The 19,481-nt window shown below is 56.0% G+C and carries 15 protein-coding genes; 5 read left to right on the forward strand and 10 right to left on the reverse strand.

All coding sequences use genetic code 11. The features are described 5' to 3' along the window. Positions 1-18 precede the first annotated feature (18 nt). The 3 genes from ldtD to C8D90_RS15920 all read left to right on the forward strand — a co-directional run bounded on the left by ldtD (position 19) and on the right by C8D90_RS15920 (position 3,375). Complete coding sequence (gene ldtD / locus C8D90_RS15910; RefSeq protein ID WP_115459448.1) at positions 19-1,914, forward strand: L,D-transpeptidase; 1,896 nt, start codon at positions 19-21, stop codon at positions 1,912-1,914. A 192-nt stretch (positions 1,915-2,106) separates the two neighbouring features. Then, positions 2,107-2,655 carry a YcbK family protein gene (locus C8D90_RS15915; protein ID WP_115459449.1) on the forward strand — a complete coding sequence of 183 codons (549 nt, stop codon included), beginning with the start codon at positions 2,107-2,109 and terminating at the stop codon, positions 2,653-2,655. A 72-nt stretch (positions 2,656-2,727) separates the two neighbouring features. Next, on the forward strand, positions 2,728-3,375 hold the full coding sequence (locus C8D90_RS15920; RefSeq protein ID WP_115459450.1) for an MBL fold metallo-hydrolase: 648 nt from the start codon (positions 2,728-2,730) through the stop codon (positions 3,373-3,375). 71 nt (positions 3,376-3,446) lie between these two features. On the opposite strand, the gene C8D90_RS15925 is transcribed toward C8D90_RS15920, so the two are convergent. From C8D90_RS15925 to asnS, 3 genes are all read right to left on the reverse strand, one after another. Beyond that, positions 3,447-4,643, reverse strand: coding sequence for an amino acid aminotransferase (locus tag C8D90_RS15925; RefSeq protein WP_115459451.1), 1,197 nt, complete (start codon positions 4,641-4,643; stop codon positions 3,447-3,449). A 242-nt stretch (positions 4,644-4,885) separates the two neighbouring features. Next, positions 4,886-5,971, reverse strand: coding sequence for a porin OmpC (ompC, locus tag C8D90_RS15930; RefSeq protein ID WP_312026878.1), 1,086 nt, complete (start codon positions 5,969-5,971; stop codon positions 4,886-4,888). Between the two features lie 325 nt (positions 5,972-6,296). Beyond that, positions 6,297-7,697: an asparagine--tRNA ligase gene (asnS, locus tag C8D90_RS15935; protein WP_115459452.1), complete on the reverse strand. Its 1,401-nt coding sequence runs from the start codon at positions 7,695-7,697 to the stop codon at positions 6,297-6,299. A gap of 278 nt (positions 7,698-7,975) precedes the next feature. Between asnS and C8D90_RS15940 the strand changes: the two genes are divergently transcribed. Then, positions 7,976-8,710: a DUF6882 domain-containing protein gene (locus C8D90_RS15940; protein WP_115459453.1), complete on the forward strand. Its 735-nt coding sequence runs from the start codon at positions 7,976-7,978 to the stop codon at positions 8,708-8,710. Positions 8,711-8,754: 44 nt separating this feature from the next. On the opposite strand, the gene pncB is transcribed toward C8D90_RS15940, so the two are convergent. Beyond that, complete coding sequence (gene pncB, locus C8D90_RS15945) at positions 8,755-9,960, reverse strand: nicotinate phosphoribosyltransferase (protein WP_115459454.1); 1,206 nt, start codon at positions 9,958-9,960, stop codon at positions 8,755-8,757. Between the two features lie 192 nt (positions 9,961-10,152). Next, complete coding sequence (locus C8D90_RS15950; RefSeq protein ID WP_115459455.1) at positions 10,153-11,877, reverse strand: GGDEF domain-containing protein; 1,725 nt, start codon at positions 11,875-11,877, stop codon at positions 10,153-10,155. 404 nt (positions 11,878-12,281) lie between these two features. On the opposite strand from C8D90_RS15950, the gene pepN reads away from it, so the two are divergent. Next, entirely contained in the window at positions 12,282-14,900 is a 2,619-nt protein-coding gene (gene pepN / locus C8D90_RS15955) for an aminopeptidase N (protein ID WP_115459456.1), read from the forward strand. Between the two features lie 55 nt (positions 14,901-14,955). Here the strand turns inward: pepN and ssuB are convergent, their stop codons facing one another. Genes ssuB through ssuE form a run of 5 tightly spaced genes read right to left on the reverse strand, consistent with a single transcriptional unit; the run spans position 14,956 to position 19,264 of the window. Next, positions 14,956-15,744, reverse strand: coding sequence for an aliphatic sulfonates ABC transporter ATP-binding protein (ssuB, locus tag C8D90_RS15960; RefSeq protein WP_115459457.1), 789 nt, complete (start codon positions 15,742-15,744; stop codon positions 14,956-14,958). Further along, the gene (gene ssuC, locus C8D90_RS15965) at positions 15,741-16,544 is read right to left on the reverse strand and encodes an aliphatic sulfonate ABC transporter permease SsuC (protein WP_115459458.1); all 804 of its coding nucleotides are present in this window, start codon (positions 16,542-16,544) and stop codon (positions 15,741-15,743) included. The genes ssuB and ssuC overlap by 4 nt, the downstream gene beginning before the upstream one ends. Positions 16,545-16,555: 11 nt before the next feature. Next, entirely contained in the window at positions 16,556-17,692 is a 1,137-nt protein-coding gene (ssuD, locus tag C8D90_RS15970) for an FMNH2-dependent alkanesulfonate monooxygenase (protein WP_115459459.1), read from the reverse strand. 33 nt (positions 17,693-17,725) lie between these two features. Then, complete coding sequence (locus tag C8D90_RS15975) at positions 17,726-18,685, reverse strand: sulfonate ABC transporter substrate-binding protein (RefSeq protein WP_115459460.1); 960 nt, start codon at positions 18,683-18,685, stop codon at positions 17,726-17,728. A gap of 15 nt (positions 18,686-18,700) precedes the next feature. Beyond that, on the reverse strand, positions 18,701-19,264 hold the full coding sequence (gene ssuE / locus C8D90_RS15980) for an NADPH-dependent FMN reductase (RefSeq protein WP_115459461.1): 564 nt from the start codon (positions 19,262-19,264) through the stop codon (positions 18,701-18,703). Positions 19,265-19,481 lie beyond the last annotated feature (217 nt).

Here is a 19,481-nt window from a genome sequence, read left to right on the forward strand (position 1 = left end):
GAACTTAGGGAGCAAGGGATGTTGCTGAACAAGAGATTCAGTTTTCACCGTCTTATGATTGGCTGCGCGTTAGCATTCAACGTAATGCCGGTTATGGCAAACACCGACGGCCAGACAGACGTTCAGAGTCCGGCGCCGGTGATGAGTGTATCGCAGGCACGCAGTGAATTGCAGTCGGCCGTACCCTCCGGTGTATCATTACGCTATTTGCCGGAGTTGTCTTCGTTATACGCCGCCAACCACATGGAAGCCATGTGGCAGGACCGTGAAGCAGTGCAGGCTTTTCAGCAGCAGTTGGCTGAGGTTGCGCTTTCCGGTGTGCAACCGCAGTTTACCCAATGGGTCACCTGGCTGACCGACCCTGAAATCAATGATATGAAACGCGATATCGTCCTGTCTGATGCGATGATGGGCTATATGCAGTTCGTATCCGGCGTCAGCGCCACCAAAGGCAGCTGGCTGTACAGTTCCGTGCCTTATAAGATTGCGCCGCCGCCGTCCAGCCTGGTCAACAACTGGCAGCTCGCCGTACGCGACGGCCATCTGAAGGCCTTCGTTGAATCATTGGCGCCGTCGCATCCGCAGTACATCAGAATGCATCAGGCGCTGAAAGGCATGTTGGCGGATTCCCGCCCCTGGCCGCAGCTTTCCGCCTCCGGCCCCAGCCTGAAGCCCGGCGCGCGCAGTCAGGATATCCCGGCGCTGCGCGATATTCTTACCCGTACCGGTATGCTGACGACTCACGTTCAGGACGTCATTGCTGAAACGCCGGCCAGTGAAGGAAAAGAGCCAGGCGCTCAGGAGCAGGGCAATGCCGTAGCCGTTGCGGTCAGCCCTGCGGCCGCGCCGGTGACGGATCTGACGCAGGAAAGGCCTGCGCCGGAGCAGCGCATGCTGAGGGCGGTTACGCCGGCGGCAGACGCCGCTAAAGCTGACGCAGAACCTGCGCCGGCGCAGCGGATGCTGCAATCCACCGCGGCGCCGGTGGTCTCCGGCAGCGATAACATTTATACCCCGGAGCTGGTGGAGGCAGTGAAACGCTTCCAGCAATGGCAGGGACTGACGCCTGACGGCGTGATTGGCAACCGTACCCGTGAATGGCTCAATGTTTCTTCGCAAACCCGTGCGACGCTGCTGGCGCTGAATATTCAGCGTCTGCGAATTTTGCCGGGGGAAGTGAATACCGGGATTATGGTAAACATTCCCGATTACTCCCTGAGCTATTATCTTAACGGCTCTGAGGTGCTGAGCTCCCGGGTTATCGTGGGCAGTCCGGCGCGTAAAACGCCGTTGATGAGCAGCGAGCTGAATAACGTGGTGGTCAACCCGCCGTGGAACGTACCGACCAAGCTGATCCGGGAAGATATCGTACCGAAAGCGAAGCGCGATCCCAGCTATATCCAGCGCCATAACTACACGCTGTTCTCCAGCTGGAGCGGAGATGCCCAGGTTGTTGACCCGTCGATGATCGACTGGAGCATGGTTTCTGCCGGCAACTTCCCTTACCGTATCCGGCAGGCGCCGGGTTCCGGTAACTCGCTGGGCCGTTACAAGTTCAACATGCCGAACAACGACGCTATCTATCTTCACGACACGCCCAATCACGGATTGTTTGAGAAAGATATCCGGGCGCTGAGCTCAGGATGCGTACGCGTCAACAAGGCGTCTACGCTGGCAAACATGTTGTTACAGGACGCAGGCTGGAGCAATGCGCGGGTTTCTTCCGCACTGAAGGGCGGCAATACTCAGTATGTTCCCGTACGTCAGCGGATCCCGGTTCGTCTCTATTATCTGACTGCCTGGGTTGCCGACGATGGTAAGCCTCAGTTCCGTACAGATATTTACAATTATGACAACACGGTGCGTTCTGGCGCGAAGGTCGTTGCTCAGGCCGAGCAGCTTTTTCAACTGTAACAATAAATTAGCATTTTAGCGCCCGGCGTGAATATCTATGCGATGGGGAGAAAACGGGGAGAAATAGTGTGATCTCCCCGCAACCCCGGACGCCTCGCGGGTTGACTCATCGTTGAGGGGCGGTTAATGTTCATAGCGGTGCGCTTTTTTGCGTAGTTTTTAAGTAACTCTTGCCAGGAATTAACTCAGCTCATGGACTCTATAAATATTCATCGCCGTAGATGGCTGGCGTTAGGCGGTGCGGCCTTAGGGATGGCAATGCTGCCTGGGCAGGCGTTTGCAACACTTTCTACTCCGCGTCCGCGTATTTTGGTGGTAAATAACCTGAATACCGGTGAGAAGCTGAAAGCCGAATTTTTTGACGGAAAACGCTATATTCAGGAAGAGCTGCAGCGGCTTAACCATCTGTTTCGCGATCACCGGGCGAACCGGGTGAAAACCATCGATCCACACCTTTTTGATCAGCTTTACCGTCTCCAGGGATTACTGGGTACGCGTAAACCCGTTACGCTGATTTCCGGTTATCGTTCGCTGGGAACCAATGATGAAATGCGCGAGCACAAGCGCGGCGTGGCGAAGCACAGCTATCATACGTTGGGTAAGGCGATGGATTTCAACATCGAAGGTATTCAGTTGAGCAATATCCGCAAAGCGGCGCTGAAAATGGGTGCCGGTGGTGTAGGATATTATCCGCGCAGTAACTTCGTGCATATTGATACCGGTCCGGTCAGAAGTTGGTAATTAGCGGGCTTACGGGTACATTGAATTCAATATAAAACGCCGGCTTATGCCGGCGTTTTGTCAGGATGGTCTATGAAATATCAAATCATTCCGGTAACGGCATTTCAGCAAAATTGCACCTTAATGTGGTGTGCGGCAACGCGACTGGCGGTGGTCGTGGACCCCGGCGGCGAGGCGGGCAAGATTCGGCAGGCCATCAATGATCTGGGGCTGAACGTGACGTTGATTCTGTTGACGCACGGCCATCTTGATCACGTTGGCGCCGCGGCTGAACTCTCCGCGTCGCTGGGTGTTCCGGTGTTCGGCCCGCAGGAGGAAGACCGCTTTTGGCTGGAGGGCCTGCCGGCCCAAAGCAAGATGTTCGGTATGCCGGAGTGTGCCGTTGTGACGCCCGATCGCTGGCTGCAGGAAGGGGATGTGATTTCTGTGGGCAATGAGACGTTGCAGGTGCTGCATTGCCCCGGCCATACGCCGGGACACGTTATCTATTTCAATCCCGAAGGCCGGCTGGCGCAGGTGGGAGACGTCCTGTTCAACGGCAGCGTAGGGCGCAGTGATTTTCCGCGCGGCGATCACCAGGCGCTGATTGACTCCATCAAGAATAAGTTATGGCCGTTAGGCAACGATGTGACGTTCATTCCCGGGCACGGCCCAACCTCTACCTTCGGCGCAGAACGGCAATCCAACCCGTACGTGAGCGATGAGCCGCCGGTTTGGTGATGGCTTACGATCTATAAAAGCAAAAGGGACCGCAAAGGTCCCTTTTTTCTGCCCGGATTTGTCTTGTCCGGTTACTTCTTCAGTACAGCAACGATGGCTTCACACAGCGGCGCCATGTTGTCCGGCGTCATGCCGGCGACGTTGACGCGTCCGGAGTTGACGGCATACACGCCGAATTCCTCACGCAGACGCAGCACCTGCTCTTTGGTCAGGCCACTGAAGGAGAACATACCATTCTGCTTAATGATGAAGCTGAAGTCCTGCTCAGCGCCTTTTTCCTGCAGCGTGTTCACGAACAGCTGGCGCATACGCTGGATGCGCTGACGCATGTCCGTGAGCTCCTGCTCCCAGATGGCGCGCAGAGCATCGTTACTCAGGACGGTGGCAACGATGGAACCGCCGTGTGCCGGTGGGTTAGAGTAGTTGGCGCGGATGGTGGATTTAATCTGGCTGAACGCCTTGTCGGCAGTTTCGCTGTCGGCGGCGACCAGCGTGCAGGCGCCCACACGCTCGTTATACAGGCCGAAGTTCTTGGAGAAAGAACTGGCGACCATCAGCTCGTCATGCTTGGCGGCAAAAATACGCAGGCCCTGCGCATCTTCATTCAGGCCGTTGGCGAAGCCCTGGTACGCAAAGTCAAACAACGGCAACCAGCCTTTGGCGACAGACATCTCCGCCAGCTTCTCCCACTGCTCCGCCGTCGGGTCAATACCGGTCGGGTTATGGCAGCAGCCGTGGAACAGCACCACGTCACCCGCAGCGGCCTGCTCAAGATCTTTCACCAGGCCGTCAAAGTCCAGCTGGTGGTTCTCTGCGTCGTAGTAAGTGTACTCACGAACCTCCAGGCCGGCGGCGCCAAAGACGCTCTTATGGTTCGGCCAGCTCGGGTTGCTGACCCAGATGCGCGTCGCGCTGGTGTGTTTGGCAATAAAGTCCGCAGCAACGCGCAGGGCGCCCGTACCACCTGGCGTTTGAGCGCTGTGGGCACGTTTATCGTTGATGATGGGGTTATTTTTACCAAACAACAGTTCCAGCGTGCATGACGCGAAGGCCGGGATGCCGTCGATGCTCAGGTAATTTTTGGTGGTTTCATTTTCCAGCAGATATTGCTCTGCCTTTTTTACGCTGGTCAAAACCGGGGTGTTACCGGTTTCGTCTTTATATACGCCAATGCCTAAATTGATTTTGTTCGGACGGGGATCGGCGCGAAATAGGTCAGCGAGTCCCAGTATAGGGTCGGCAGGTGCTGCGGGAATATTTTCAAACATGAGAAGGCTTCCATGAATCGAAATGAACCAGAGTGAAGCCTCAGGTTACCGCTGCGCTAACCGATTGCCAACCGTTTGCGATAAAAAGAATACAAAGTTGTTGGGATAAGAGGAAAGAGCAGATAAATACGCGGTAAATCAGCGCGTAAGGCGTGATAAGTGGAGAAAATAACGCATAGAAAAGCGGGGCCGAAGCCCCGCTTAAACAACAGGTATTGCAGTCAACCTTGCGGTTGCGGCAATTAGAACTGGTAAACCAGACCCAGAGCTACGATATCGTCAGTTGCGATCTTGTTTTTCTCGGTGAACGCGTTGTCGTCCAGCAGGTTGATTTTGTAATCAACATAGGTAGACATGTTTTTGTTGAAGTAGTAGGTAGCGCCAACATCAACGTATTTAACGATGTCCTGGCTGTCGCCATAGCCGCTGCCGTTCAGGTTCTTACCTTTAGACTGCAGGTAAGCGATGGACGGGCGCAGACCGAAGTCGAACTGATACTGAGCTACAACTTCCCAGCTCTGAGTTTTGTTAGCAAAACCTTCGTAATCAGCAACATAGATGGTGTTACGGCTTTCTGCATACATTGCAGCCAGGTATACGTTGTTTGCGTCGTACTTGGCACCAACGGTCCAGGTTTCAGCGTTCTTACCTTTGCCGTCAAAAGCTTCCTGTGCATCAGTACGGTCAGAACCAGCGTAAGCAGCACCCAGGCTTACACCCCAGCCGAGATCATAAGTAGAGGAGATACCCCAGCCGTCGCCGTTCTGCTTCTTCTTGTCACGGCCATCGTTTTCGTTCTTGCCCTGATACTGCAGAGCGAAGTTCAGGCCATCAACCATGCCGAAGAAGTTGCTGTTACGGTAAGTAGCAACACCGTTAGCACGACCGTTCATGAAGTTGTCGTGAGCGGTGTAAGAGTCGCCACCGAATTCCGGCAGCATATCGGTCCAAGCTTCAACGTCATAGATAACGCCGTAGTTACGACCGTAGTCGAAAGAACCGTAGTCAGCGAACTTCAGACCAGCAAAGCCCAGACGGGTCTTGGTGCCTTCGGTGCCTTGATACTCAGCTTTGTTTGCTTGGACGTTGTATTCCCACTGACCGTAACCAGCTAACTGATCGGTAATCTGGGTTTCACCTTTGAAACCAAAACGAACATAGGACTGGTCGCCGTCGTTGCCTTTGTCATCAGAGAAATAATGCAGACCGTCAACCTTACCGTACACATCCAGCTTGTTGCCGTCTTTGTTATAGATTTCAGCCGCGTTAGCCGCGCCAGCAGCCAGCAGAGCCGGGATTACCACTGCAAGAATATTGCGTTTCATCATTATTACCCTCATTGGTGTTATATTTTTTGACACCTGCCACTGCCTTTATTCAGTTACGTAAGGAACTATTTTGTTACTTGCGGAACTAATAACGAGAGTATGGTGTCTTCCTGTGTCTGCATCGCAGTGTTCCATCCGAAGGGCGGTTAATCTACCCTGAAAATGATACAAATATATTGTTGCGGTAACAAAAGGCAATAATGTGTATCAAAATGTAAAAATCAGGGAACTTTGTGACGTATATCTACATTTAAAAAAAGAGGGGATTAGCATCGCTAATCCCCTCTTTGTTATGGGAAAGTGTAACTAACGTTTAAAACGCTAATCAGAATGTTGCATTTCGTGGCGTGCGCGGGAACGGAATTACATCGCGAACGTTCTGTACGCCAGTCACATAGGCGATTAAACGTTCAAATCCCAGACCAAAGCCCGAGTGCGGAACGGTACCGTAGCGACGCAGATCGCGGTACCACCAGTAATCCTCTTTTTTCAGCCCCATTTCTTCCAGGCGCACATCCAGCATATCCAGACGCTCTTCACGCTGAGAACCGCCGATAATCTCACCGATACCCGGCGCCAGCACGTCCATCGCCGCAACGGTCTTGCCGTCTTCATTCATACGCATATAAAACGCTTTGATGTCTTTCGGGTAGTTCTTCACCACGACCGGCGCTTTAAAGTGTTGCTCGGCCAGATAGCGCTCATGCTCGGAGGAGAGGTCCACGCCCCAGTACACCGGGTTTTCGAACTTCTGACCGCAGTTTTCCAGAATGGTCACGGCATCGGTGTAGTCCACCTGCGCAAAGTCGGACTCAACAAAACGCTGCAGGCGCGCAATGGCGTCTTTATCGACGCGCTCAGCGAAGAACGCCATATCATCCGCACGCTCTTCCAGTACCGCTTTGAAAACGTATTTCAGCATCGACTCGGCCAGCGCCGCGATGTCAGACAGATTGGCGAACGCCACTTCCGGCTCGATCATCCAGAACTCAGCCAGGTGGCGGCTGGTGTTGGAGTTTTCAGCGCGGAAAGTGGGGCCGAAGGTGTAAACCTTGGACAACGCACAGGCGTAGGTTTCGCCGTTCAACTGACCGGATACGGTCAGGAACGACTCACGGCCGAAGAAGTCTTCGCTGAAGTCCACGGCGCCCTGCGGCGTACGCGGCAGGTTTTCCAGATCCAGCGTGGAAACGCGGAACATCTCACCGGCGCCTTCCGTATCGGAGGCGGTGATGATCGGCGTGGACACCCAGAAATAGCCGTTCTCATCAAAGAAGCGGTGGATAGCCTGGGCCAGCGTATGACGCACACGGGCGACGGCGCCGATCAGGTTGGTACGCGGACGCAGGTGCGCGACTTCACGCAGGTATTCGATGCTGTGGCGCTTGGCCGCCATCGGATAGGTATCCGGATCGTCCACCCAGCCGACAACCTTGACCTGATCTGCCTGTAACTCAAAGCTCTGGCCATCACCGGGTGAGGCCACGACTTTACCGCTGATTTCAACGGAGCAGCCGGTGGTCAGGCGCAGAACTTCATCCTGATAATTCGACAGAGAATTATTAACGACGGCCTGTAAAGGATTAAAGCAGGAACCGTCATAAACGGCGATAAAGGAGATACCGGCTTTAGAATCTCTCCGGGTACGCACCCAGCCGCGTACGGTAACTTCACTGTCTACCGCGACACGACCTTGCAGTACGTCGACTACAGGCACAACGCTCATATATTTCTCTCTTTTGTATTGACTTAGTGAATAAACGACACTCCGCCCGCATCCGGCGGCCATCATGCTATGTTACTTGCCCTCTCAACAGACACAAGAGGAAATCGCATTCCGGCAGTAATAACCTCCAACTGCGGAAAAACAATCGCATTCATTGTAAGAAATTGTAGGGGCAAGACGAATATAAATGAAAATTATCATATTGTGCGAGCCGGAAAGAGGTGAAAAAATACGGCGGTTATTTTTTCAGGCGGGTGACGCTTAAGACGGAAACATAGATGAATCTGATTAAAACACTCTTCAGTGGTCGGCGGAATCCGGATGAACAGGCGGGCGGTCAGCTCGTAAAGGAGAGCGCGCCTTGTCACAGCTGGCAGGCGTTGCTGGAGCGATACGGCGCGCTGGCGCTGGAGAAGCAGCAGAACCTGGGCGAAATCATTGACGGATTATCCTGGGAAGCGGACATGAAAAGCGGGCGCATCGGCTTTGCCGGCAAGGTCGCTTTTCCTATGCAGATTCTCGGTACGTTATCCCGCTCGTCAGAGACCTGGCTGTGGAGCTGGGCCAACACCCTGTCGGATATCGCTCCCCGCCAGCTGGCGCAGGCGCTGAGAATGAGGCGCTATGGCGAAGAGAATGGCATTACGCTGCTCTCACAGGCGGAGTTGCCGATCAAAGAGGAAGAGCTGGATATCATCGGCCTGATCGCCGCCGGTATGTTTAATACCAGCGGCTACTATCTGGCGGATTTTGAACGCGGCATCATGTGCGTCACCCTGAAGTCGGCCGACATTGATGACAGCTATACCAATGCGCATCATGCGGTACTGACGATCTTTCCCCGCTTTATTTCTCTGTACGACGTCGATCACCGCAATGCCCTGTGCAGTTATCTGCAACTGAAAGGGTATGAGGTGTCGCAGGAGGCGGACAAGGTGACCGGATGCCGGCAGGACGGCACTATCACGGCGGAATTTGATGAACACTCGCGTCTGAGGCTGTTGCAGGGATAACGTCGGGATGAAAAAGCAAAGGGCCGCGTCGGCCCTTTGTCATATCAGCTGGCTTTTTTCACCAGCGGCAAATCGAACGCTTTTCTCAGCGCTTTAACGAACGCTTTATCCTGACAGATGGTTTTCCCCGGGCTGTCGGACAATTTAGCAACCGGCTTACCGTTGCACTCCACCAGCTTAATGACGATATTCAGCGGCGTAACGCCGGGGATGTCGCAGGTCAGCCGGGTGCCGATGCCGAATACCAGATTAATACGGGTATAGAACTGGCGGTACAGCGTCAGGGCTTTTTCCAGATCCAGGTTATCTGAGAACACCAGGGTTTTACTCATCGGGTCGATGCCCAGCTTCTCGTAATGCGCGATCGCTTTTTCTCCCCATTCCACCGGATCGCCGGAGTCATGGCGTAAGCCGTCATAACGGGTGGCGAACTGCGGGCCGAAGTCGCGCAGGAAGGCATCCATAGTGATGCAGTCGGTCAGGGCAATACCTAACTGATCCGGGTATTCATCCAGCCAGGCCTGCAGCGCGGCGCGCTGGCTGTTGGCCAGCACCGGGCAGATTTGCTGATGCGCCTGAAACCATTCATGTGCCTGCGTGCCTACCGGCGCCAGCTGTAAATTCCTGGCGAGCAGGTAGTTGCTGGTGCCGACCAGATAGGGAAATTCGTTCTTCAGCGTATCGACGATGGCATTTTGCACCGCGAAGGAGAAGCGGCGGCGCGAGCCGAAGTCCATCAGTTTGAAACGTGACAGATCAAGATCGCCGCTCAGTTGATGAAAGCGCGCCAGCTTGTTGCGCAGGTGGTCCACCGCCATGGCGGGCGTGACCGCCGGCGAACGCTGACGATGAACGACTTCGCTGATAACGGCGAGCAGCGGAACTTCCCACATGATCACCTCGCGCCACGGGCCGGTAATACGAATCCGCAGGTGGCCTGCGTCATCTTTTACCGTCACCTGACGGGGATCAAAGCGAAAATCACGCAGCCAGTCCAGGTAGTCCTGCTTAAAAAAGGGCAGGGAGGCGAGATAATGATATTCATCATCCGTCAGCGCCAGATCGCCCATCATGGCGATCTGTTCCGCGATCTGGCCGACATAGGCGCCCAGAAAATCCTCGCTGCGACAACGAAATTCCGCCGCGACGGGCACGGAATAGTAGCGGTGAAAAACGGCCTGCTGCATATGCAGTTTATAGGCGTCGGTATCAAGCAGTGAGGTCAAAATCGGGGAGGCGTAGTGTGTCATGGCGCGTTACAGCATCCTCGTCAGGATTTCCACAGTAGTGATATGCCCTTTGTTTAGCGGGCATTATCAGTAAACCGGAGGAGTATACCCGGTTTATTGTGATATTGAAGCCAGGATCACACCATAAGGTGTTAATCAGGTCGAGGATTAAACGTGCCATTTACCTTATCACCACGAATCGTTAAAACATGATTAACGCGTTTGGAGAAAGACAAAGCCGTCGTTCTGATAAAAACTGACCCGGTTTTTACCGCTTTTCTTGGAAAAATAGAGAGCTTCGTCGGCCTGCTTAATGGCAAGGTTTATCGTGGCATAGCTGATGATATTGGCGATGCCGCAACTGATGGTAAAGCCAATCTCGCCGCCGCGCGATGTGCCGATGCGCAGGAGCTCGGTTTGCGTGCGCAGGTGATCTATGCGCTGCAAGGCTTCCTGCGACGAGGCGCTGGGCGCGACAATGGCAAACTCTTCGCCGCCGTAGCGGCAGTAAACCGCATCCTCTCCCAGCACGGTGGTTAAGGTGTGGCTGAAGGCGATTAACGCCTGATCGCCCACGTCATGGCCGTAACGGTCGTTGAGCTGTTTAAAATTATCAATGTCGATCAGGCAGAAAACCAACGGATAGCGCTGAAGCGGGATCTGACTGCACTCATTAAAGAATTTCCGCCGGTTATAAATATTGGTCAGCGGATCGATAAATGAACTGTTCAGCAACTCATCAATCAGGGTCTGCTTGTCGGCCTCCAACTGGCGTTTTTCAATCTGGTCGAGGCGCAGTTGGTTGATGGCGTTCGAAATCGCCAGAAGTTCGCCGGTGACCATCGTTGCATCGGGTTGAATGCTCAGATCCCCGCGCGACAGCTTAATAATATTTTTGTTGGTCAGCGTTAGCCAGGCGGTGATTTTTGAGGCAAAGATCAGCACCGGCATAATAATGAACAGCGCAAGCAGCCAGGAGAGGGAGATCATGCCGTAAAGCTGGGCCTGGCTGGCGTAAATTTTTTGCTTCAGGTTTTGTTTTTCCTGCGCAAAGCTGTCTTCAATAAATTCGGAGGAGAGCTGCCTCAGTTGGAGAGAGTATGCATAATAGTTGTCCAGTTCGCTTTCCGTCGGTTCATCCAGTGAGTCGGTCAGGAACGCGGCGAATTTCAGCATGTGCTCTTTAGAGAGCATATCAATCAAACGCCGGACGCGCGTAATATCTACGCTCGAGTAAGACGGCTCGGTGGAAATAATGAATACCAGGCGGGCGCGCAGCGAATCCAGCACGCCGATGAGCTCAATAGCCTTCAGGTAAGTATGCTTTCTGTCACTCGCGTTTCTCTTTAAGTCAACAATCTGATCGACCAGCTCTGTCAGCGTCAGGTCCATCCGGTTATTGACCCGGATACTTTCGATAAACAGGTAGGAGTGGGTATCGGAAAATGTCGTGTCATAGGCATACATGAAATAGAGATTATTTAGCTCATTGATGTATGACGCACTATTGATATTCAGCTGACTATGAATGTCCCTGCCGGCGGCGGAAATCTCCAGGTTGTCGTTGCGGATCAACTGATACACCACCATCGCAGTCTTATCAAACAGGCTGCGGGCCTTTTCCGTCATCGGGTCGTCGTTATCTTCTTCTTCCGGCGCGCTGATCAGGGACTGCATACTGCGGCGCAGGTTTTCTTCCGCGTTGCTGATGCGATCCCGGGTAATGTAGTCACTGATCAGACTGAATTTTTTTAAGCGGTGAGAGAGCAATGAAGCCTGAAATGTCTGCGTCAGCTCATAAAGCTGATTGACCTTCTGCAGGTTGAGCTGATTGCGGGAAAACGCATCCCGCGCCGTTGCCAGCGAGCTGAAAATGAAAATACCGAAAAAGAAGACCAACGTTACGGTAAAAATATAGATCAGGGTTTTTAGCTTCATTATCCTGCCGGCATCTGGCTTGCTGCGTCGAATTATAGCATCCCCGGGCATGGGCGGAGGGAGAGATGACGGGCGCGAACTTTATCGCTGAACGTCGGCTTCCGTAGCGGGGACAAGGCAATACCATAACATACATTTACCCGCGGCAGGACGGGCTGAGAATTATCCTATCTGCTGCGTGCGTGAAACACCGGCGTTAAGGACCGGGCGCGGTGGCATGCATACGCATCATCAATGCATTAACAACATCGCGCAAACAACATCGCGCATGACCGGGGATATAACGCTTCGGTTTTACGATCGGTATGTTAAAATTTAGCTAAACGCCGGTTATCCCGCCAGTGGGATCGACCGGTCATCATGCGGCCATAATCCGCCTTCCGATGAAACGCACAAGGGTAGCTATGACACATCAACCGCAAGCTAAATATCGTCATGATTATCGGGCACCGGATTTTACCATTACCGATCTGTCGCTGGATTTTGATTTGGATCCCGACAATACGCAGGTGACGGCGATAAGCCAGGTTAAACGGCAGGGCGCCGCCGGCGCGCCGCTGGTGCTGAATGGTGAAGACCTGACGCTGAAAAGCCTGCACGTCAACGATCGCCCGTGGGAAGACTATACCGAACAAGACAACACGCTGACGCTGAACAACCTGCCGGACAGCTTTACGCTGACCATCGTCAACCTGATTCATCCGGCTGAAAACAGCGCGCTGGAAGGACTCTATGTCTCCGGTGATGCGTTGTGCACCCAGTGCGAGGCCGAAGGGTTCCGCCATATTACCTATTATCTGGATCGCCCCGATGTTCTGGCGCGTTTCCGTACCCGCATCGTGGCTGACAAAGCCCGCTATCCTTACCTGCTGTCGAACGGCAACCGCGTGGCGCAGGGCGAGACGGACGATGGGCGTCACTGGGTGCAGTGGGAAGATCCGTTCCCGAAACCCAGCTACCTGTTCGCGCTGGTGGCCGGCGACTTCGACGTGCTGCGCGATACCTTCGTCACCCGCAGCGGCCGTGACGTGGCGCTGGAGCTTTACGTCGATCGCGGCAACCTCGATCGCGCCGGCTGGGCGATGACGTCGCTGAAGAACGCCATGAAGTGGGACGAAGAACGTTTCGGCCTGGAGTACGATCTCGACATTTATATGATCGTCGCCGTCGATTTCTTCAATATGGGGGCGATGGAAAACAAAGGGTTGAACGTCTTCAACGCCAAGTACGTGCTGGCGAAGGCAGAAACCGCGACCGACAAAGACTACCTGGGCATCGAAGCGGTGATCGGCCACGAATATTTCCACAACTGGACCGGTAACCGCGTCACCTGCCGCGACTGGTTCCAGCTCAGCCTGAAAGAGGGGCTGACGGTGTTCCGCGATCAGGAGTTCAGTTCGGATCTCGGCTCGCGGGCGGTCAACCGCATTGGCAATGTGCGCGTAATGCGTGGCGCGCAGTTTGCGGAAGACGCCAGTCCGATGGCGCATCCGATTCGCCCGGATAAAGTGATTGAAATGAATAACTTCTATACCCTGACCGTATATGAGAAGGGCGCAGAGGTGATTCGCATGATGCATACTCTGCTGGGCGAAGCGAATTTCCAGAAGGGGATGAGGCTCTATTTCGAACGCCATGATGGCAGCGCGGCCACCTGTGACGATTTCGTCCAGGCGATGGAGGACGCGTCCGGCGTCGATCTTACCCTGTTCCGCCGCTGGTACAGCCAGTCTGGCACGCCGTCGCTGATGGTGCGCGATGAATACGACGCCGGCCAGCGGCAATACCGGCTGTACGTCACCCAGCACACGCCGCCCACGGCGGATCAGAAAGAGAAGCTGCCGCTGCATATTCCTCTGGATATCGAACTGTATGACCAGCAGGGCAACGTTATCCCGCTGGTGGCCGACGGCGAGCCGGTCAGCAACGTGCTCAACGTGACGGAGTCCGAGCAGAGTTTTGCCTTCGACGACGTTCCCCATCAGCCGATCCCGTCCCTGCTGCGGGAGTTTTCGGCGCCGGTTAAGCTGGATTATCCCTACAGCGACCAGCAGTTGGCTTTCCTGATGCGCCATGCGCGCAACGAGTTCGCCCGCTGGGATGCCGCGCAGATGCTGATCGCCAAATATGTGCGCCTGAACGTGGCGAAATTCCGCGAACAGCAGGCGTTATCACTGCCGATCCACGTCGTGGACGCCTTCCGCGGCGTGCTGCTCGATGAAAACCTGGATCCGGCGCTGGCGGCGCAGATCCTCAGCCTGCCTTCCGAAAACGAAATGGCGGAGTGGTTCCCGGTTATTGACCCTGAAGCCATTGCTGCGGTGCATACGGCGGTTACCCGTCTGCTGGCGAAGGAAATGGCGGATGAGTGGCTGGCGGTTTACCGCGCCAACCAAACGCCGGTCTACCGCATCGATCATGCGGACATCGCCAAACGTACGCTGCGTAACGTCTGCCTGCATTATCTGGCCTTCGGCGAAGACATTAGCCAGGCGGATGAGCTGGTCAGCAAGCAATACGATCAGGCCGACAACATGACCGATGCGCTGGCTGCTCTGGCTTCATCGGTGGCGGCGCAGTTGCCTTCGCGCGATCGCCTGATGAAAGCGTTTGACGATCGCTGGCATCAGGACGGCTTGGTGATGGATAAATGGTTTATTCTGCAGGCCACCAGCCCGGCGCAGGATGTGCTGAGCCAGGTCAGGGCGTTGCTGAAGCACCGTTCGTTCAGCATGAGTAACCCGAACCGCATCCGCTCGCTGATCGGCGCCTTCGCATCGGCGAACCCGTCGGCGTTCCACGCCAAAGACGGTTCCGGCTACCGTTTCCTGGTCGAAATGCTGAAGGATCTGAACACCCGTAACCCTCAGGTGGCTGCGCGCATGATTGAACCGCTGATCCGCCTCGGACGTTACGATGAAGGGCGTCAGGTGTTGATGCGTAAGGCGCTGGAGGAACTGAAAGGCTTGGAAAACCTGTCCGGCGATCTGTTCGAGAAGATCACCAAAGCGCTGGAAGCCTGATTAGCGGATCAGCGCGTTAAAGAAAATACCGGGCATGACGCCCGGTATTTTTTTGTCAGCGGGAGAACGCAATGTTCTCCTGCGGTGCCGCCACTTCCTCTTCTCCCATCACGCGGGCCAGTATGTGCGCTTCGGCGCGGGCCAGCGCTTCCTGATCGCGTCGCCGCGGCCGGGGGATATCAAGGGTAAGATCAAGCCCGATGCCGCCTTGCTCCACCAGAATAACCCGGTCTGCCAGGGCAACGGCTTCGCTGACGTCGTGCGTGACCAGCAAGACGGTAAATTTATGCTGCAACCAGAGCTGTTCTATCAGGCGCTGCATTTCAATGCGCGTAAGCGCATCCAGTGCGCCGAGCGGCTCATCCAGCAGGAGCAACCGTGGGCGGTGCACCAGCGCGCGCGCCAGGGCGACCCGCTGCTTTTGCCCGCCCGACAGCGCGGCCGGCCATTCATGGGCGCGTTCGGCCAACCCGACGGCATCCAGGGCGGCGAGCGCCTGCCCGCGCCATTCGCCGTGCAGCCCCAGCCCGACGTTATCGATCACCCGTTTCCAGGGCAGCAGGCGGGCATCCTGAAACATCAGGCGGGTATCCCGGCGCTGGCTGAGCAGACCGGCATTGCCGCTGCGCAGGTGGCCGGACGAACCTTGCTCCAGCCCGGCCAACAGGCGCAGCAAGGTACTTTTGCCGCACCCGCTGCGCCCGACGACGGCGATAAACTGACCGCCGGGAACGTGCAGGCTGACGTCCTGTAAAATCCGGCGCTGGCCGTAATATTTGGTGACGTTCTCCAGCGTTACGGGGATCCCCGCGGAAATCGGGGTCGCGGAAAGGGAGCCGATCATAAGTTTTCTCCGGTTGCGGGTTGGTAAGCCGGGTGCCAGCGCAGCCACAAACGTTCGAGTTGAACGGCGCTGACGTCGGCCAGCTTGCCCAGCAGGGCGTAAAGAATGATGGCGACCACCACCACGTCGGTTTGCAGGAACTCGCGCGCGTTCATCGCCAGATAGCCGATGCCGGAATTGGCGGAAATAGTTTCCGCCACGATCAGCGTCAGCCACATATAGCCGAGCGCGAAGCGCACGCCGACCATAATGGCGGGCAGGGCGCCCGGCAAAATGACCTGAGTAAACATCTGACGGCGGTTGAGACCGTAACTGCGGGCCATTTCCAGCAGCCCGGCGTCGATGCCGCGGATGCCGTGATAGGTGTTCAGGTAAACGGGGAACAGGGTGCCCAGCGCCACCAGGAAAATTTTGGCGCTTTCATCAATGCCGAACCACAGGATAACCAGCGGGATCAGCGCCAGGTGCGGAATATTGCGCAGCATCTGGATGGAACTGTCCAGCAGACGCTCTCCCCAACGTGACAGGCCGCTGATCAGCCCGAGCAGCAGCCCCAGCCCGCCGCCGATGATGAACCCCAACAGGGCGCGCCCGGTGCTGATTAACAGATGGTGCCCCAGTTCGCCGCTGGCGGTCAGTCGCCAGGCCGCTTCGGCCACGGCGGCAGGGGCGGGCAGGATCCGGCTGGAGAGCCAGCCGGCTTGCACTGAGAGCTGCCAGGCGAGCAACAACGCCAGGGGAATCAGCCAGGGAACCAGGCGGCTGCGCCATAAGGCGTTGTACCATGGAGTGCTGTGCATCGCATTTCTCCTCAGCTTTGCGCCGCTTTGCGCAGGATGAAATCATTGGCGACGATTTCGCCCTGCGGTTCCAGCGTGACGGGCGGGGACGTCGCCAGCGACAGATGAGGAAACAGCAGCTCGCTCACCCGGTAGGCTTCTTCAAGGTGTGGATAGCCGGACAAAATAAAGGTGTCTATCCCCAGATCCGCATATTCGTGCATCCGTTCCGCCACCGTCGGGCCGTCCCCGACCAATGCGGTACCCGCGCCGCCGCGCACCAGTCCAACGCCGGCCCACAGGTTGGGACTGATTTCCAGACGATCGCGGCGCCCGCCGTGCAGGGCGGCCATGCGTTGCTGACCCACGGAGTCCGTTTTGCTGAAGGCTTCCTGCGCTTTGGCGATGGTGGCATCGTCCAGATGGGCAATCAGATCGTCCGCCGCCAGCCAGGCCTGCTCCGTGGTTTCGCGTACGATAACGTGCAGACGAATGCCGAAGCGCACGCGGCGACCGAAACGGGCCGCTTTCTCACGCACCTGCGCGATTTTTTCCTTCACCTGCTGGGGCGGCTCCCCCCAGGTCAGGTACATGTCTACCTGCTCCGCCGCCAGATCGATCGCCGCGTCGGACGATCCGCCGAAATAGAGCGGCGGTCGCGGTTGCTGCACCGGCGGGTAAAGCAGCCGGGCATCGTCGACCCGGATGTGCTTGCCCTTAACGTTCACGGTTTCGCCTTCCAGCAGGCTGCGCCAGATGCGGGTAAACTCGGCGGAGGCCTCGTAACGTTCGTCGTGATCGAGGAATAGCCCTTCCGCCGCCAGCTCTTCCGGATTACCGCCGGTCACCAGATTGAACAGGGCGCGCCCGCCGGAGAGGCGATCCAGCGTTGCGGCCTGGCGCGCGGCCAGCGTAGGGGAAATGATGCCCGGACGTAAGGCGACCAAAAACTTCAGGCTCCGGGTGACGGGGATCAGCGAAGCCGCCACCAGCCAGGAATCTTCACAGGAACGACCGGTTGGGATCAATACGCCGCCGAAGCCGAGACGTTCTGCCGCCTGCGCGATCTGTTGCAGATAGCCGTGATCGACCGCGCGTGCCCCCTGCGTACTGCCGAGGTAGCGGCCATCGCCATGGGTGGGAAGAAACCAGAATACGTTCAGACTCATGTGCTGCTCCTTAATTTTCCTTGAGAAAAAGCCTTATGACTTAACGTCGGCGTTCGGCTGCCAGATGCGCCCGGAAATATCGACCGGGGAAGGCAGCAGGTGATTTTGGTAAAACAGATCGGCAGTTTGTTGTTGTGCCTTGCGGGTATGCTCATCAATGGGGTGGATCGCGCTGACCGGGCGATGATCCAGATAGCTGGCGATCACCGGTTCGGGCAGGCCCATCGCCGCAGCAAGTTGCGTGATGCTTTGCGCGCGCTGGCTGCGGGTAAGGGCATCGGCCTGGGTCAATTGATCGAGAAGGTCATAAATGAAAGCCGGGTAGCGCTGCGCGTAGTCATGGCTGGCGAGATAAAAGGAGCCGGTCTGGTTCAGCGTCGTGCCGTCTTTCAGCACCCGCACGCCGCCGTTCAATAAGGCAGCGGAGTAGTAAGGGTCCCAGATAGCCCAGGCATCAACATTTCCCTGCAGGAACGCCGCGCGGGCATCCGCCGGCGTGAGGTAAACCGGCGTGATGTCGCTGAAGCTCAGGCCGGCTTCCCGCAATGCGCGCAACAGCAGGTTGTGCGAGCTGGAGCCTTTCTGGAAAGCAACCTTATGGCCTTTCAAATCACCGACGGTTTTAATGTCGCTGTTTTCCGTCACCAGAATGACTTCGGCTTTAGGCTTGGGCGGCTCAACCCCGACGTAAACCAGATCCGCGCCGGCGGCCTGGGCGAACAGCGGCGGAATGTCGCCGGTAGAGGCGAAGTCGATGCTGCCGACGTTGAGCGCCTCCAGCATTTGCGGACCGGCGGGAAACTCGACCCAACTGATGCGGGTGTCGGCGAAGCGCTTCTCTAACTGCCGGTTGACCTTGGCCAGCACCAGATTAACGGACCCTTTCTGATAACCGATACGTAGCTGTGCGGGATCCTGTGCGCTGGCCTGTGCAGAGGCGCTCCACAGGCCAAACAGCAACGGCAGGGAAAACAGCAGGCGAATGGACTTCATGTGCGTTCTCCCTGATTAAACGGCCGCAATGGCCGGCGTGAATGATGATGTACGGCGGCGTTCCAGCGTATGCAGAAACGTGTTCAGGGCTTCATCAAGGCGCAGTTGCAGCGACGGCGAAAACGTCATGCCCTGATCGTTGCGGGTAATCTGACTGTCATCGGCGAAGATCCCGTGCAGCACCTCCTGCGCTTTCAGCGCACTCAATACCGGCTTCAGGGCATAGTCCAGCGCCAGCAGATGCCCCGGCGATCCGGCTGTAGCGATGGGCAGAACGACCTTGTGTTCCAGTGCGCGCTCCGGCAGCAGATCCAGGATCGTTTTCAGGGCGCCGGAGTAGGCGGCTTTATAAACCGGCGTCGCGACGATCAGGCCGTCTGCGTGGATTAAGGCGTTAATCAGCGACTGCACACGGGGGCTGGCGGTATTGGCGCCAAGCAGCTCTTCCGCAGAAAAGTTTTGCAGACCGTAGGACGCGACGTTGACGTCGCGGCTTGCCAGCCATTGATGGGCGAAGTTAAGCACCGCTGAAGAACGGGAGTTTTTTTGCGGGCTGCCGGCGAGGGTTATGACTAACATCTGCACTCCTTATTCCATAAATGAATTATTGTTTTGAAATCGATAACAGAATGCTATTAACCCTAGCAGGTCTAAATTTATTCTTATAAATCTTATTTTTTGATTTTTTATTCCTTTTTTGTATATCAGAGGGGAATATGGGCCGTAGGCCCGGCAGAAAAGGTAAACGTTTGCGCTGATTGAATGCTTTTTGTTTTTAATCAATTCCCTTCAACGG

Origin of the sequence: Enterobacillus tribolii, from assembly GCF_003363015.1 — a bacterium.
Lineage (GTDB): Bacteria > Pseudomonadota > Gammaproteobacteria > Enterobacterales > Enterobacteriaceae > Enterobacillus > Enterobacillus tribolii.

Bases quoted from the DNA above. Each gene is read 5' to 3' on its own strand.
- C8D90_RS15975 (WP_115459460.1), bottom strand. From the start codon at position 18,685: ATGAAGTCCATTCGCCTGCTGTTTTCCCTGCCGTTGCTGTTTGGCCTG.
- ompC (WP_312026878.1), bottom strand. From the start codon at position 5,971: ATGATGAAACGCAATATTCTTGCAGTGGTAATCCCGGCTCTGCTGGCT.
- ssuB (WP_115459457.1), bottom strand. From the start codon at position 15,744: ATGATCGGCTCCCTTTCCGCGACCCCGATTTCCGCGGGGATCCCCGTA.
- C8D90_RS15915 (WP_115459449.1), top strand. From the start codon at position 2,107: ATGGACTCTATAAATATTCATCGCCGTAGATGGCTGGCGTTAGGCGGT.
- C8D90_RS15940 (WP_115459453.1), top strand. From the start codon at position 7,976: ATGAATCTGATTAAAACACTCTTCAGTGGTCGGCGGAATCCGGATGAA.
- ssuE (WP_115459461.1), bottom strand. From the start codon at position 19,264: ATGTTAGTCATAACCCTCGCCGGCAGCCCGCAAAAAAACTCCCGTTCT.
- ssuD (WP_115459459.1), bottom strand. From the start codon at position 17,692: ATGAGTCTGAACGTATTCTGGTTTCTTCCCACCCATGGCGATGGCCGC.
- ldtD (WP_115459448.1), top strand. From the start codon at position 19: ATGTTGCTGAACAAGAGATTCAGTTTTCACCGTCTTATGATTGGCTGC.
- pepN (WP_115459456.1), top strand. From the start codon at position 12,282: ATGACACATCAACCGCAAGCTAAATATCGTCATGATTATCGGGCACCG.
- C8D90_RS15925 (WP_115459451.1), bottom strand. From the start codon at position 4,643: ATGTTTGAAAATATTCCCGCAGCACCTGCCGACCCTATACTGGGACTC.
- ssuC (WP_115459458.1), bottom strand. From the start codon at position 16,544: ATGCACAGCACTCCATGGTACAACGCCTTATGGCGCAGCCGCCTGGTT.
- C8D90_RS15920 (WP_115459450.1), top strand. From the start codon at position 2,728: ATGAAATATCAAATCATTCCGGTAACGGCATTTCAGCAAAATTGCACC.
- pncB (WP_115459454.1), bottom strand. From the start codon at position 9,960: ATGACACACTACGCCTCCCCGATTTTGACCTCACTGCTTGATACCGAC.
- asnS (WP_115459452.1), bottom strand. From the start codon at position 7,697: ATGAGCGTTGTGCCTGTAGTCGACGTACTGCAAGGTCGTGTCGCGGTA.
- C8D90_RS15950 (WP_115459455.1), bottom strand. From the start codon at position 11,877: ATGAAGCTAAAAACCCTGATCTATATTTTTACCGTAACGTTGGTCTTC.